Origin of the sequence: Rhizobium sp. ERR 942 (assembly GCF_007828395.1) — a bacterium.
GTDB lineage: Bacteria > Pseudomonadota > Alphaproteobacteria > Rhizobiales > Rhizobiaceae > Rhizobium > Rhizobium dioscoreae.
Map to the genome: position 1 here is coordinate 625,761 of NZ_VIUA01000004.1, position 12,901 is coordinate 638,661.

A 12,901-nucleotide genomic window follows, 5' to 3' on the forward strand; every position below is an offset into this window, starting at 1 on the left:
GGAAGCGCAGAGTGTCTTTTCAAGCAATTGTTGCAAGGCAGAACGACAACAAAGTGACCGCCGCCGTAGAAACGATGCAGGATGAATTCCTGACCGCAGGCGAGGTTGCCGTAGCTGTCGAATGGTCGACGGTGAACTACAAGGACTGTCGCACTGGCGGGCCAGAACATAATTCAGAAGTTTCCGCTCATCCCGGAGATCGACTTTGCCGGAACCGTAGAGAATTCCGTCGATCGGGGCTTTAGACCCGGTGACAAAATCACCAGCAACATCCTGGCGGGTCAAAGCCGCGGGCGAACCCTGATCGACGTCAACCGCTAGCGCGGCCGGACAACCAAGCTTGTGAATATAGGTGCAGCGGCTGGTTTCTCCGGGACCCGCAGGCGCCTTGCTGCACCTTCGAACCCTAAAAGACTAAACGGAGAAATCAATGAATGCAGCAAATGGCACGGCTCTGATAACAGGAGCGTCCAGCGGCATCGGTGCTGTCTATGCCGATAGGCTCGCGCATCGCGGCTATGATCTCGTCCTGATTGCCCGTGATCGGGCGAGGATGGACGCACTGGCCGATCGGCTGAAAGGGACGGGATCGAAGATCGAAATCCTCGTCGCCGACCTTACAAATGATGATGATCTCGATCGGGTGGAAACCAGGCTTGCGAACGAAGACATATCGCTCCTGGTCAACAACGCCGGCATGTCGCTGAATGGCAGCCTGCTCGAAAACAGCGGGACCGACATTTCCAGGATCATTGCGCTGAATATTACCGCGCCGGCCCGTCTGGCAGCCGCAGCGAGCAAAACCTTCGTGAAGAAGGGGCACGGCGCAGTGATCAATATTTCTTCTGTACTGGCTCTCGCCCCGGAGCGCTATGACGGCGTCTATAGCGGTTCGAAAGCTTTCCTGCTGAATCTCAGCCAGTCGATGACTGCACAATATGCAACGCAGGGCATATACACCCAAGCTGTCCTGCCGGGCGCGACAAGGACGGAACTGTGGGAGCGCTCCGGAAAGGACATCGATTCCTTCCCGCTGGAGATGTTAATGGACGTCGATGACCTCGTTGACGCGGCGCTTCTCGGTTTCGATCGCCGCGAGCCCGTAACCATTCCCCCCCTGGCCGACGACGCCCCTTGGACCGCCATGCAGGAGGCACGTCTTTCCATGGCGCCAAACCTGTCCCGCCGCACCGTCGCCGCCCGTTACGAATCCTCCCAAGTCGCTGAAGGAAAGTGAAATGACTGTTTCCCTCGAAACTGCATCCACGAAATATCTCGAAGCAGGCGGCATCCGATTCGCTTACCGCCGGCTAGGCCCGGATGCCGGAACACCGCTGATCCTGCTGCAGCACTTCACCGGAACGATGGACTCCTGGGACCCGGCGGTCGTCAACGCGCTGGCAGTCGACCGGCCCATTATCGTCTTCGACAATGCAGGTGTTGGCGCCTCTTCCGGCATCGTTCCCGACAATGTCGAGCAACAATCGACGGATGCCGAAAGCTTCATCGCATCCCTCGGCTTCGGCGAGGTCGATCTTCTCGGCTTCTCGCTTGGGGGATTTCTTGCCCAGATCATGGCGTCGCGCTCCAGAATCAAAGTCCGTAAGATGATCATCGCAGGAAGTGCGCCGAGAGGTGGCGAAGAGCATCTGCTGGAGGTGGTTGAGGAGGCTTTCGCCAAGAATGCCCGTGACGTGCGGCTGCCGCTATTTTTTACACTATCGAAGGAAAGCCAAAAAGCCGGGGAGGCTTTCGTTGACCGGGCGTTGGCCAGGACGAATGATCGCGACCCCGACAGCGGCGAGGACGTAAGCGAGCCGCAGGCGAAATCGATCATCGCATGGTGTGCCGAACAGGATGAAGATCACGCGCTACTGAAGGCAATCAAGCAGCCGACGCTGATCGTCCATGGCAGCGACGACACCATGTTTCCCTCGATCAATGCCTACGAAATGTTCAAGGCAATGATCAACGCGACCCTGATCCTCTATCCCGATTCCGGACACGGCGCCCTCTTTCAATATCCCCATACTTTCGTCGCGCATGTGAAGACGTTCCTCGACGCGTGACAAATCGAATTCAAAGGAAAACACAATGAATGCTTTGGCAAAGACGATCATCGATGCCCATGGCGGCCTCGACAGATGGAAGACGTTTACAACCCTGAGCGCCCACCTAAAACAAGGTGGTGCGCTCTGGGGACTGAAGGGTCACGGCGGTAAGCTCGACGAGACGAACGTCACCGTCGGCCTCGGTCAAGAATGGGCCTCCCATACACCGTTCGGATCCGAGGGGAAAATTAGCCGCTTTGAACCGCAGAACGTGACGCTAAAGAATGCGTCGGGCAAGCTTCTGGAGGAACTTGCTGATCCTCGCAGCTCCTTTGCTGGACACAGCTTAGAGACACCATGGTCGGAGCCGCAGCTCGCCTATTTCGCGGGGCTCGCCATGTGGACCTATTTCAACATCCCTTTCCTGCTCGCGGAACCGGGTGTCGCGGCTGAGGACGTTGGTGATTGGCGGGAGAATGGCGAAACCTGGCGTCGGCTAAGGGTGGCGTTCCCGCGCACCATCGCGACCCACAGCACCATCCAGACACTCTATGTGGACGAGACGGGTCTTTTGAAACGGCACGACTACGACGTCGAAATCGCGGGCAACACGCCGGGAGCGCACTATATCCGCGGCTATATCGAGGTGCAGGGCATCAAGTTTCCAACCGAACGTCGCATTTTCCCCCGTCAGCCGGATGGAAGCAGCCTTGCCGAGCCTTTGGTCGTCTCCATCGACATTTCCAATATTGAGCTCCGGTAAGACATGGCTCTGCTAGAACTGGGAGTTGCGCGAACAATGATCGCTGCCGCCGAGACCCGCGCCGGCGAACTCGGTGTCAAGGCGACTATTACAGTCCTCGATCAGGGTGGCGACCTCGTCGCCGTCACCCGGATGGATGGTGCATGGGCTGGAGGCTTCGACCTCGCCCTTGGGAAAGCGCACACCGCACGAGCGTTTCAGGCACCATCGTCGACTTTCGTCCCAATGATCCAGCCGGGAGAGCCTCTCTTCGGCGTCAACAGCGTGGCCGGCGGCAGGTACGTCATTGTAGGCGGAGGACTTCCGGTGCGATCGGGGGAAAACTTTATGGGTGCCGTCGGCATCAGCGGCGGAACCATCGATCAGGATGTCGCGATCGCGGAGGCGGCCGTCGCAGCATTCAAGCACGTAACTGATAGGAAGATATCATGACCGATCTCGTCAATTTTGCCATCCAGGCCCACGGCGGTCTCGACCGTTTCAATGCCTTCTCATCGTTGACGGCGACGCTGCGTCAGGGCGGTATACTCTGGGGTCTGAAGGGAAAACCCACGGTGCTTGAGGACTGCAAGGTTTGCGTGGATTTGAAGGATGAGCGGGTTTCGCACTGGCCGTTCGCCCCGACCGAATATCGCTCTGTCTTCACGCCAGACCGTGTGATGATCGAGACGCCGGCTGGAGCCGTCGTCGAAGAACTCTTCCATCCGAGGAAATCCTTCGAAGGTTACGAGATGGAAACGCACTGGAGCAATCCGCAAGTAGCGTATTTTGCCGGATATACCATGTGGACCTATCTCACCTCACCCTTCATCCTTAAACGGCCGGGCGTGATCGCTGACGAGATCGAGCCCTGGCAGGAAAATGGGGAGACATGGCGTCGACTGCACGTTCGCTTTCCAGATGACATCGCCACCCACAGCGCCGAGCAGACATTCTACTTTAATTCGGTGGGACTCCTGGTGCGGCACGACTATGAAGTCGATATCCAAGGCCGGAATGCCGCCGCCCGTTATCTGACGGATTACGTCAAGGCGTCCGGAATATCTCTTCCAACCAAAATGCGCATCTTTCCTCGAAAACCGGACAACACCCCGATGGTGGAACCGCTGATTGTCTCGGTGGACCTTTCGGATTTCCGTTTCGAGTGAGGCGTCGTCGACCGCTAGCAGCTTGTGCCGGCGACGCCAACCAGAGTGCAAACGCAAGCATGCGAGTTGAAATCTACGAAGGCGGCTCCCACGATCTGGCCTGCATCGATGCCGAGCGGATCGCCCCTTTAGAAGCGTCAACTCTTGGGCCTTTTCAAGTACTGGCGCTCACTGCGTGGCGAGCGCCAGTACTACGGCCGGAATCCTAAATGACAAGGCCTAACGAGCCCGTGGGATTGTCCCGGTGCACTTGAAATTCTCGATACGACCTTTTGATAACCGTGGCAAAAATTCACAATGAGACGGCTAATGATCAGCAACAAGAACCCCGCAACTTCACCCCGTCTGCCGCTGATCCCAGCTGCCTTTTTCGGCATCGTCCTCGGCCTCGCCGGGCTCAGCAATAGCTGGCGTTCGGCCGTCAGTGTCTGGCAGCTTCCGCCGATTTTCGGTGAAGCAATCGGTTTTGCGGCGCTTGCGGTCTGGATGATCGTGACCAGTCTCTATGCGCTGAAATGGATCTTTGCCGCTGAGCAGGCCCGGGCAGAAGCAGAGCATCCCGTCCAATGTTGTTTCATAGGGCTGGCGGGCGTCTCCACTATGCTGATCGCCATCGTCCTGCTTCCCTACAGGGTCAGCATCGCGTGGGTTCTTTTTATTGCAGGGGCACTGTTCACAGTTCTTTTCGCCGTCTGGCGGACCGGTAGTCTGTGGCACGGTGGGCGAGATCCCGCGACGACCACCGCTGTTCTCTATCTTCCCATTGTTGCCGGATCATTCACAACCGCTATAGCCGCCAGCACCGTTGGTCATGCCGATTGGGGCCAGCTTGCCTTCGGAGCAGGTTTCTTCTCGTGGCTGGCGATCGAGTCGGTTCTTTTGAACCGCATGCTCACGTCTCAAGAATTGGCGGTTCCGCTGCGACCGACCCTCGGCATCCAGCTTGCTCCGCCCGCCGTCGGCTGCGCTGCATATATGGGCGTCACAACGGGAGCACCCGACATCATCTCTCATGCAATGCTGGGGTATGCCGTACTTCAGGCATTGCTTCTCACGCGCCTCCTTCCCTGGATCTTGAAGCAGCCATTTGCACCCTCATACTGGGGAGTGACCTTTGGAGCGACCGCACTCGCAACTTCGGCAATTCGGATGATTGGACGTGGCGATGCAGGAGCAGTTTCCGCGCTTGCACCCTTGCTATTCGTATTGGCAAACTTAATCGTTGGCGGGATCGCCATGGGAACAATCTACCTTATCGTCAAAGGCAGGATTATCCCTTCTACCGCGCCTCAACAGCCTCCAGTCGCAAAGTCGAGCTGAGTGACCGGGAATTCGACCCGTAACTGAATTCTTTTGCTGTTGAAGGGATTTGAACCGCGGGCCCGATACTTCCAGGCATTAAGCTAAGGTGCTCGATCGACAACTAGCGACAACGCGGATCCCCGACGATTATCGCACAGGACGTAGAGGATGCGCGTCAAGCTAGAAACTCAACTATTTGGCAAAGTCTCCGGCCATTCTTGCGAACCATGAAGGACGCGAAGGACACGAACTGCTGTCTCCGAAACGGCATATGCCGCGATATAGGGCGTTCCGTTGATCACCAGTTCGCGCGTCCCCTCAATTCTCCCAACGCGGCCGCTTGCGGGAAAGTCGATCAAGCGGCGGGTGGCAGCCATAATCCGTTCATCGATCATGACAGCGGCTGGATGATTGTCTGCCTCGATGCTGGTGAAAATCGCGTCACGATCGATAGGGCGAACGCAGACCATGTCAGCTTCACGATTTGCGGCCACGCGCTTTGAGGCGTGCTGTCACTCGGCGCTTTGCGAAATGGGCCTCGACTTCATCATCCGAAATGTCGGGCCTAGCGTCGTTCAGTGCTTCTAGCACCTTCGTACGAAACCAAGCGTCATGAACTTCACTGCCCGAGAAAAGTTCAAGTGGCAGCACACCCTCATTAGCCGTCCGGGTGAGCAAGATTCGAACTGCATCCGATACCGTTAGACCCATGCTCTCAAGAACGGCCGAGGCACGATCGCGAACGTCAGCATCGATACGTGTTTGGACAAGTGCGTTTGCAGCCATAGCTATCTCCATATTCAATACATGGTAATGCATTTGAATGACAATATCCTTGGCGATCTTTCGGTCATCTCCAAAATCGCTTTATTTCAAGCTCTTGAAGCGATACTAACCGGCGACCTATTCCGAATTTTATCGAACCGACTGAGTCACATAGCTTTCATGGGCATGCTATCGCATAAGCGCAATGGTTTGAGGCCGAACCGGCCTCAAGCTGGGCGATACGTGAAGAAGCGTGTCATTGATAGGCTCACTCCCTAAGTTTTCCGCCCAACCATACCCATATGGGCCGTCCGTACAGGGCTTTCACAGGCGGTTTAAATCCTTCGCTCTAGATGGGCTTTGCAGACCCAGCCCAGCGGGCCGGAAAGTCTGTAGCGCGCAATGCGGGATCGCAGGCGTCGATCTCGAACGTCACCAATTGATGAATATCGAACGGGTCCTCGGCGATCATGCTCTGAATGACGGCCAGGTCGTCGGCGTGAGCCAGAACGAAGCCGGCGTTGCCTTGTGGCGCGGGGCCTGCGAAGAGAATGATGCCTGCCTGTGTATATTTGATGAGCCAGGCCTTATGAGCATCGAGATGCGCCTGAATGTCTTCGCTCGGACGGATATAGCGCAGTTTGATGGCGAATAGCACGATGTGAGCTCCTGTGAGATCTTAGGCGACCGCCCGAATGTCGGCGATCGCGTCGGTTATGGCAGCGCGGGCAGCGGTGATGCCCTTCTGCCGAATTTCCTCGCCGCGCGAGGCACCCTCGACGCGGACGAAACGAACGTCATCAATGCCCAGGAAACCGAAGAAGCCTTTCAGATAGTTCTCTTGGAAATCCAGGCGTGCCATCGGGTCCTCGACGTAGAAGCCGCCTCTGGCTGAGACGACGATGACGCGCTTACCCCCGGCAAGACCGACTGGCCCGGTCGCGGTGTACTTGAAGGTCTTGCCAGGCTGGGCGATGCGGTCGAGCCAAGCCTTGAGCTGGGTGGACACTGAGAAATTATACATTGGTGCGCCGATGATCACAGTGTCGCTACCGAGAAACTCCGTCACGAGCTGGTCGGAGATTTCGTGCTCTCGTTGGGTGGTATCATCGAATCTGCTTATGCCAAGCGGCCGGAAGCCTGCGGCGATAGCCCCGTCCAAGTGGGCGACAGGGTCAGCAACCAGGTCGCGATAGGTGATCTCGGTGCTCGGGTCGGCGACGACAATATTCGCGACAACGGCGGCAGTCAGCTCGCGGGTGATCGAGTTGTCGCCGGAGATACTGGAGTCGATGTGGAGGATCTTCATTTTAACCTCGGTTTCATCTGATTCTAAGGGTGGCGCCGGGGTCACTGTCCGGCTTGCCGTGCCGCGCGATCGATCAGATCGACGACAGCGTCGGGATGGGAGACGAGCGACATGTGGCTCGACGGGATAGACGTGATTTGAGCTCCGATCTGCTGCGCCATCGTCTGTTGAACGGCGGGCGGCAGGGCGTTGTCGTTTTCGGTGCGCAGGTACCAGCTCGGCTTGTCCTGCCAAGCCGCGTGACCGACTTTCGCGCTGAAAGCTGCCGCCGCGATTGGTTGTTGTATCGCTGCTAGTTCGGCGGCCTTCTCTGCCGGCACGTCGGCTGCCATGACCTGCCGATAGGCTGCCGCGTCGTCCAGCCAGATCAGGCCTTCGGAATCAGGTGTCATACCCGACATCGGCGCATTGAGACGCGTGAGCAAGTCGGCGACAGACTCTCCGCTATCCGGGACGAGTGCCGAGAGATAGACAAGGCCTTTCACGTTGGAGGCATTGCCTGCCTCGGTGATTACGGCACCAGCCCAGGAATGGCCGACGAGGAGAACGTCGCCAGTCTGGCGGCGCAGCACCCGGTTGGTAGCGGCGACGTCATCGGCAAGCGAGGTCAAGGGATTCTGGACGGCGGTCACATGGTAGCCGCGGGCCTGAAGCCGTTCGATGACGGAGGCCCAGCTTGACCCATCGGCAAAGGCGCCGTGGACCAGGACAATGTTACGCACAGTGGCCGCGGTGGGAGCGGCTTCGGTCGCGGTGCCAGCGATCGCGACCGTGAGCCCGGCAAGAGCTGCGAGAAGGCGGGTTAAAGGCACAGCCGTCGCGGCGCTGCTGTGCTGACGAGCTGCTTTTGTGCCCTCTCGAAAACGGAATAATTTCATGTTGGATCACCTCGATAATTTGTCGACATGATTGTACGCGGCGTTGGCCGCAGGTATAACTTGGCAAACTGGACACTATTGATGCAAAACTCGCCAGCCAGTAAGCCCGATCACCGCATTGTGCGTGTTGCCATCATCGCCGTAGATGGCAGCCTTCTCTCCGCAATCGCCGGCATTACCGATTTGTTCTGGATCACAAATCAGGCTCTGCAGGCGCCACCAGAAGGTCCCTTGCCGCGAGCGTCGGTACATATACGGCCATTATTCGAAACCGTGATCGTCAGTGCCGACGGGGCGAACCTGCCGGCGGCCCAAGGGCGGAGCATCGCCGTTGATGCTGCCTTCGCCGACGTCAGGCATTGCGATGTCATCCTGGTCGCGGGCATGGCGTTGGGAACGGACGGTCTGCCGCCATCCTCCGACGCGATCAGGCATGCGGCGAACTGGCTGCAAGCGCAACACCGACATGGTGTGCTGATCGGCGGGGCATGTGCCGGGACCTTCGTCCTTGGCGAGGCAGGGCTGCTCGATGGCAAGCGATGCACAACGACATGGTGGCTACACAACGCGTTCAAGCGCAGGTTTCCCAAGGCAAGGCCGATCTGGGGCACTGCGATAGAAGAGCAGGACAACGTCATCACCACGGGTGGACCGCTATCATGGATCGATCTGGCCCTGCACGTGATCAAGCGCACCGCCGGGGCCGATGTCGCTAAACTAGCGGCGGACGTGTCGGTTGCTGATAATTCGCCTATGCCGCAAATGGTCTACGCACCACGCGGCTTCGTCAACGCAGCTGATCCACTACTTCTTAGGGCCGAGCAAATCATTCGCGGCGCTGGCCCCGGCCTTACCGCAGAAGCTCTGGCGAGCGAGTTGAAGCTCAGCGCCCGGACACTGCACAGACGGCTGAAGGAACTCACGGGCGAGGCGCCGAAAAGTTTCATCACGCGGGTCCGTATGGAGACGGCCTGCGTGCTCCTGGAAACGCCCGGATCGAGCATCAAGCAAGTGGCCGTTCAATGCGGGTATACCGACGAAACCGCGTTCCGGCGAGCCTTCACCCAACTGAGCGGTATGACGCCAGGAGATTATCGGCGCTGGTCGCAAAAGCGCCTCGCGCAACCGGAGAGCCCCGTTTGAGGGCGCGTCATGAACAACATTTTCTGCAAAGCGCGATCTGATACTCGGGATTCAGCTGGACAGACGTCTTAGTATATCAATAAAGGCCCGAAGACCGGCGGGTACATATCGGTGTCCCGCATAATAGAGGCATAGCCTTGACGGTTCAGGAGACCAATCATCTAAGACGACCGTCAACTTACGAGCATCCACCATCGCGCGTGCAGAATTTTCTGGCAGATAGGCTATCCCCAGGCTCGCAACGGCGGCTTCAACCATAAGCTCGTTGTGGTTGAGCATCAAAGCCCCCGGAACATCAACTGCAAAGTCGTCACCATCCTTGCAGAAATCCCAGCGATAAATACGTCCACTGGGCATACGTTGGCGAATGCATTGATGCCGCATCAAGTCTTCCGGCGCCATTGGACACCCATGTTGTTCCAGATAACTTGGCGCGGCGACTGTAACAAATCGCACAGGCTCTCCGAATGGGACCGCAATCATATCCTGTGGCACAGATCGCGTGAAGCGCACACCTGCATCGAAGCCACGTTTGATGATGTCAACAAAACCCCGCTCAACGTTAAGCTCGATGCCAGCGCGTACATGCCTCGCCAGAAATGTTGGCACTGCCTGCTGCATTAAAATCCGGGCAGCAGTGTCGCTAGCATTGATGCGCAGGGTACCCGTCACGTTCGAAGTTTGCTCACCGAAGCGGTCGAGGGCTCGGTCGAGATCATCGAGGATAGGGCCAATGTCCGACAAAAGCCGGTCACCGGCTTCTGTGAGGGTGACGCTTCGGGTCGTCCGATGAAAAAGTCTGTGGCCTAGCTGGCGCTCCAGAGAAGCAACAGTGTGACTAAGTGAGGAGCGAACAAGCCCCAGCGCGTCGGCTGCTCGAGTGAAACTCTTATGTCGAGCTACCGCGGCGAATGCAGAAAGGTCTGAAAGCGTCGGCTTCGAAATTGGTGGTCATCCTTCAACAATTCGTACAGTTTCGGAACCCTAATTCACACGCTCTTTCCTGACTAGATTGTAAATATCGTTCGAGAACAAATTCCTCGAGCTTTGCGTATTGAAGAAAGGAACGACAATGGAAGTCTCTCGCCGTGTGCTCCTTACCGGGGCTGCAACCGCAGCCACAGCAGCAACGATGACATTGGCATCTTCGGGGTCATCGCTCGCGCAGGACAAGGGCAGTCCTCCGTCCTCTCAACAAGGCCCTGGGATTTATCGCCACAAAATCGGCGATATCCTCATGACGTGTGTTACGGACGGAGCCAATAGTTTCCCTAGGTCGGAGGGCTTCGTGTCGAACGTTAGGCCGGAAGACGTAGCGGCAGCGCTCGAGGCGGCCTTTCTGCCGGTAGACCAGATCACGTTGACATTCACACCGGTGGTTCTCGAAACATCTGGTCGGGTCGTTGTGGTGGACACGGGCTTGGGTGAAGCAGCGTTCAAGTCAAGCAAGGGGGTTGGCGGGCAATTTCACACCAATCTCAATACCGCTGGATACGATGCGAAGTCAGTGGATCAGGTCGTCATCAGCCATTTCCACGCCGATCACATTGGCGGTCTTATTACGGAAGATGGAAAAGCCGCCTTCCCAAATTCGGAGATACTTGTTCCCGCCGCGGAATACGCGTTTTGGCTGGATTCCGGAAATGCATCGCGCGCGGCGACCAGCGTCGTTCAAGCAAACTTTGAGCGTGCGAAGCGCGTGATGGGGATACTAGGAAGCAGCGTTAAGCAATTCGACGCTGGAGTCGAGGTCGTCCCAGGCGTCACGTCAATCGCGACACCCGGCCATACACCCGGTCATACCTCTTTCATCATCAATTCCGCGGGAGAAAAAGCAATCATTCAGGCTGACGCGACAACGCATCCAAACTTGTTTGCGGAGCGCCCGGGCTGGCATGGATGGAGTGACATGGATCCCGACCTGGCCGAGCAATCTCGCAGGAAGCTCTACGATTTGGCTGCTTCTGAAAAAATTCTGATCCAGGCGTTTCATTTCAGTTTTCCGACCCTCGGACATGTCGCCAAGCAAGGAACCGACTATCGTTTCACGCCAATCCACTGGAACCCCGTGGTTTAGCCCGACCAGACGCTCCGTTTATCGACTGATACGGGTCCTGCATCCGTTCAGTTAAGGTCAGCCGGCATCTTAGCGCTGGCGTCATAAGAACGCGCTTCGGGATTGATATATCGCTATCACCGCCGACATGACGGATGCAACCAAGTTAGATCGTTACATCGCTGCTCCTGCGGCTTATTGGCATCGGCGGCTTGGCTGCCGATGCATAATCTACAAGAGCTGGCACCATGGTAGCGATAGCTTGTTTGCGACCTCCTCGATCTGGCACCACTCCTTGCGCCAGTGAACGAGTTGACTAGCAGAGATACCGGCCGGCCGGGCAATATCCGGCGCTTAAGGCACGCCGCGACGAGATAGGCTTTTATCTTCGCGCGGCCAACGTAGATGTCGCGATAGCGATGTGATCATCTCAACTGGGACTTCGAGGCGTAAAATGTCAGACCCGCGTCCTGCGGTTTCCACACCAGCGTGCCCGCTCGCCCTCTCCACCACCTGATCGCGCACCACGCCGAACGGATCGATGATATCGCACATCAGAGAGGCGGATGGCCGCTTCTGCTAAATTTCGAGGGTTATCAGGGGGCTAGAGGGCCTCCATTATAGCTCCGAAGGTTCGATCGACATGTGGAGCTCGAAAACCGACGGAGATGCAAGCATCTCGAGATACTCGACCAAATCGCCCTTCTTGTCGTAATAGCGACGTTTGACCACAAGAAGCGGATCACCTACTGCTAGCCCCAATCGCGGGGCGACGATCAGGTCCGCGACAGTGGCGCTCACGATCTGCTTGCCCGAATAGTAGCCGGTATGCGCACGCTTGAGCAAGTCCAGAAGCGGTGTGCCGGCGAGTTCCTCCCTCGAATACGTTCGACCCAGATGCTCAGGGACGAAGGTGGTGATTTGGAAAAGTGGTTTTCCAGCATGCGAGCGCAGGCGAACAGCGCGCTGGAACAGGGCATTCTCGCCTCCCCTCTCGGACCGCAATTGCGCGGGGGGCCCGACATATTCAAATTCGAGTACAGCCACTTCGGTGTGGCTGCTGACATCGCGCATATGCACGAGCAAGTCGGCCATCGATGACTGGAGCGGCGCGACCGTGACGGTAGCGCGGACGAAGGTACCTTTTCCTTGCCTGCGCTCGATCAGACCATCCGTTTCGAGGGCGGCAAGTGCTGTCCGGATGGTCACGCGTGCGACGCCAAAACGCGCGGCCAGCTCATCTTCGCTTGGAAGAGAAAATCCAGCCGCGGGCACGCCCTGATTTATCTCCTCTTTAAGGAGCATGTAGACCTGACGATGAAACGAGACGCCCGGCACGCGGCGGACGTGGCTTTTCATATCGCTCTCAACCCGCTCCGTCACATCGGCCTCCTTTCCTAAATCGCCTCATAGCAAGCTCACGCGCTCATCGGCAATAGAAACACAGAAATCGTTTGACTTGTACTGTTGTACTAACTATAGAACG

14 protein-coding genes and 2 pseudogenes are annotated in these 12,901 nt (G+C 57.4%); 8 read left to right on the top strand and 8 right to left on the bottom strand.

Features of this window, described 5'->3' with window-relative positions:
* The first annotated feature begins 430 nt into the window (after window positions 1-430).
* From FBZ97_RS19825 to tehA, 6 genes are all read left to right on the top strand, one after another.
* Window positions 431-1,237: an SDR family oxidoreductase gene (locus tag FBZ97_RS19825; RefSeq protein WP_145321074.1), complete on the top strand. Its 807-nt coding sequence runs from the start codon at window positions 431-433 to the stop codon at window positions 1,235-1,237.
* A 1-nt stretch (window position 1,238) separates the two neighbouring features.
* The gene (locus FBZ97_RS19830) at window positions 1,239-2,069 is read left to right on the top strand and encodes an alpha/beta hydrolase (RefSeq protein ID WP_145321072.1); all 831 of its coding nucleotides are present in this window, start codon (window positions 1,239-1,241) and stop codon (window positions 2,067-2,069) included.
* Window positions 2,070-2,094: 25 nt separating this feature from the next.
* Entirely contained in the window at window positions 2,095-2,814 is a 720-nt protein-coding gene (locus FBZ97_RS19835) for a hypothetical protein (RefSeq protein ID WP_145321070.1), read from the top strand.
* A 3-nt stretch (window positions 2,815-2,817) separates the two neighbouring features.
* Entirely contained in the window at window positions 2,818-3,246 is a 429-nt protein-coding gene (locus FBZ97_RS19840; protein ID WP_145321068.1) for a heme-binding protein, read from the top strand.
* Window positions 3,243-3,962: a hypothetical protein gene (locus FBZ97_RS19845; RefSeq protein WP_145321066.1), complete on the top strand. Its 720-nt coding sequence runs from the start codon at window positions 3,243-3,245 to the stop codon at window positions 3,960-3,962. The genes FBZ97_RS19840 and FBZ97_RS19845 overlap by 4 nt, the downstream gene beginning before the upstream one ends.
* A 309-nt stretch (window positions 3,963-4,271) precedes the next feature.
* Window positions 4,272-5,282, top strand: a complete 1,011-nt coding sequence (gene tehA, locus FBZ97_RS19850) for a dicarboxylate transporter/tellurite-resistance protein TehA (RefSeq protein ID WP_145321064.1) — start codon at window positions 4,272-4,274, stop codon at window positions 5,280-5,282.
* Window positions 5,283-5,452: 170 nt separating this feature from the next.
* On the opposite strand, the pseudogene FBZ97_RS19855 reads toward tehA, so the two are convergent.
* The 5 genes and pseudogenes from FBZ97_RS19855 to FBZ97_RS19875 all read right to left on the bottom strand — a co-directional run bounded on the left by FBZ97_RS19855 (window position 5,453) and on the right by FBZ97_RS19875 (window position 8,216).
* Window positions 5,453-5,745, bottom strand: a pseudogene (locus FBZ97_RS19855) (type II toxin-antitoxin system RelE/ParE family toxin).
* The gene (locus FBZ97_RS19860) at window positions 5,742-6,050 is read right to left on the bottom strand and encodes a type II toxin-antitoxin system RelB/DinJ family antitoxin (protein ID WP_145321062.1); all 309 of its coding nucleotides are present in this window, start codon (window positions 6,048-6,050) and stop codon (window positions 5,742-5,744) included. Before FBZ97_RS19860 ends, FBZ97_RS19855 begins: the two are co-directional and overlap by 4 nt.
* Window positions 6,051-6,378: 328 nt before the next feature.
* Window positions 6,379-6,687, bottom strand: coding sequence for a YciI family protein (locus FBZ97_RS19865; protein WP_145321060.1), 309 nt, complete (start codon window positions 6,685-6,687; stop codon window positions 6,379-6,381).
* Window positions 6,688-6,708: 21 nt separating this feature from the next.
* On the bottom strand, window positions 6,709-7,338 hold the full coding sequence (locus FBZ97_RS19870; protein WP_145321057.1) for an FMN-dependent NADH-azoreductase: 630 nt from the start codon (window positions 7,336-7,338) through the stop codon (window positions 6,709-6,711).
* Window positions 7,339-7,379: 41 nt separating this feature from the next.
* Window positions 7,380-8,216, bottom strand: coding sequence for an alpha/beta hydrolase (locus FBZ97_RS19875; RefSeq protein WP_145321055.1), 837 nt, complete (start codon window positions 8,214-8,216; stop codon window positions 7,380-7,382).
* A gap of 60 nt (window positions 8,217-8,276) precedes the next feature.
* Here FBZ97_RS19875 and FBZ97_RS19880 point away from each other — a divergent pair, with 60 nt between their 5' ends.
* Complete coding sequence (locus FBZ97_RS19880; RefSeq protein ID WP_197044213.1) at window positions 8,277-9,359, top strand: helix-turn-helix domain-containing protein; 1,083 nt, start codon at window positions 8,277-8,279, stop codon at window positions 9,357-9,359.
* Between the two features lie 51 nt (window positions 9,360-9,410).
* Here FBZ97_RS19880 and FBZ97_RS19885 read toward each other — a convergent pair whose 3' ends face one another.
* Window positions 9,411-10,103 (bottom strand): LysR substrate-binding domain-containing protein, encoded by a 693-nt coding sequence (locus FBZ97_RS19885; RefSeq protein WP_348642467.1) that lies wholly within the window; start codon window positions 10,101-10,103, stop codon window positions 9,411-9,413.
* Window positions 10,104-10,124: 21 nt separating this feature from the next.
* Window positions 10,125-10,304: pseudogene (locus FBZ97_RS35115) on the bottom strand (LysR family transcriptional regulator); the annotation flags it as partial.
* 343 nt (window positions 10,305-10,647) lie between these two features.
* Between FBZ97_RS35115 and FBZ97_RS19890 the strand changes: the two are divergent.
* Window positions 10,648-11,436: an MBL fold metallo-hydrolase gene (locus tag FBZ97_RS19890; RefSeq protein ID WP_197044212.1), complete on the top strand. Its 789-nt coding sequence runs from the start codon at window positions 10,648-10,650 to the stop codon at window positions 11,434-11,436.
* Window positions 11,437-12,033: 597 nt separating this feature from the next.
* Here the strand turns inward: FBZ97_RS19890 and FBZ97_RS19895 are convergent.
* Window positions 12,034-12,798: a GntR family transcriptional regulator gene (locus FBZ97_RS19895; protein WP_145321051.1), complete on the bottom strand. Its 765-nt coding sequence runs from the start codon at window positions 12,796-12,798 to the stop codon at window positions 12,034-12,036.
* Window positions 12,799-12,901: the final 103 nt, after the last annotated feature.

What these genes read in the sequence shown, in the direction of transcription:
- FBZ97_RS19825 (WP_145321074.1), top strand. Translation starts at nt 431, where the DNA reads ATGAATGCAGCAAATGGCACGGCTCTGATAACAGGAGCGTCCAGCGGC.
- FBZ97_RS19830 (WP_145321072.1), top strand. Translation starts at nt 1,239, where the DNA reads ATGACTGTTTCCCTCGAAACTGCATCCACGAAATATCTCGAAGCAGGC.
- FBZ97_RS19835 (WP_145321070.1), top strand. Translation starts at nt 2,095, where the DNA reads ATGAATGCTTTGGCAAAGACGATCATCGATGCCCATGGCGGCCTCGAC.
- FBZ97_RS19840 (WP_145321068.1), top strand. Translation starts at nt 2,818, where the DNA reads ATGGCTCTGCTAGAACTGGGAGTTGCGCGAACAATGATCGCTGCCGCC.
- FBZ97_RS19845 (WP_145321066.1), top strand. Translation starts at nt 3,243, where the DNA reads ATGACCGATCTCGTCAATTTTGCCATCCAGGCCCACGGCGGTCTCGAC.
- tehA (WP_145321064.1), top strand. Translation starts at nt 4,272, where the DNA reads ATGATCAGCAACAAGAACCCCGCAACTTCACCCCGTCTGCCGCTGATC.
- FBZ97_RS19860 (WP_145321062.1), bottom strand. Translation starts at nt 6,050, where the DNA reads ATGGCTGCAAACGCACTTGTCCAAACACGTATCGATGCTGACGTTCGC.
- FBZ97_RS19870 (WP_145321057.1), bottom strand. Translation starts at nt 7,338, where the DNA reads ATGAAGATCCTCCACATCGACTCCAGTATCTCCGGCGACAACTCGATC.
- FBZ97_RS19875 (WP_145321055.1), bottom strand. Translation starts at nt 8,216, where the DNA reads ATGAAATTATTCCGTTTTCGAGAGGGCACAAAAGCAGCTCGTCAGCAC.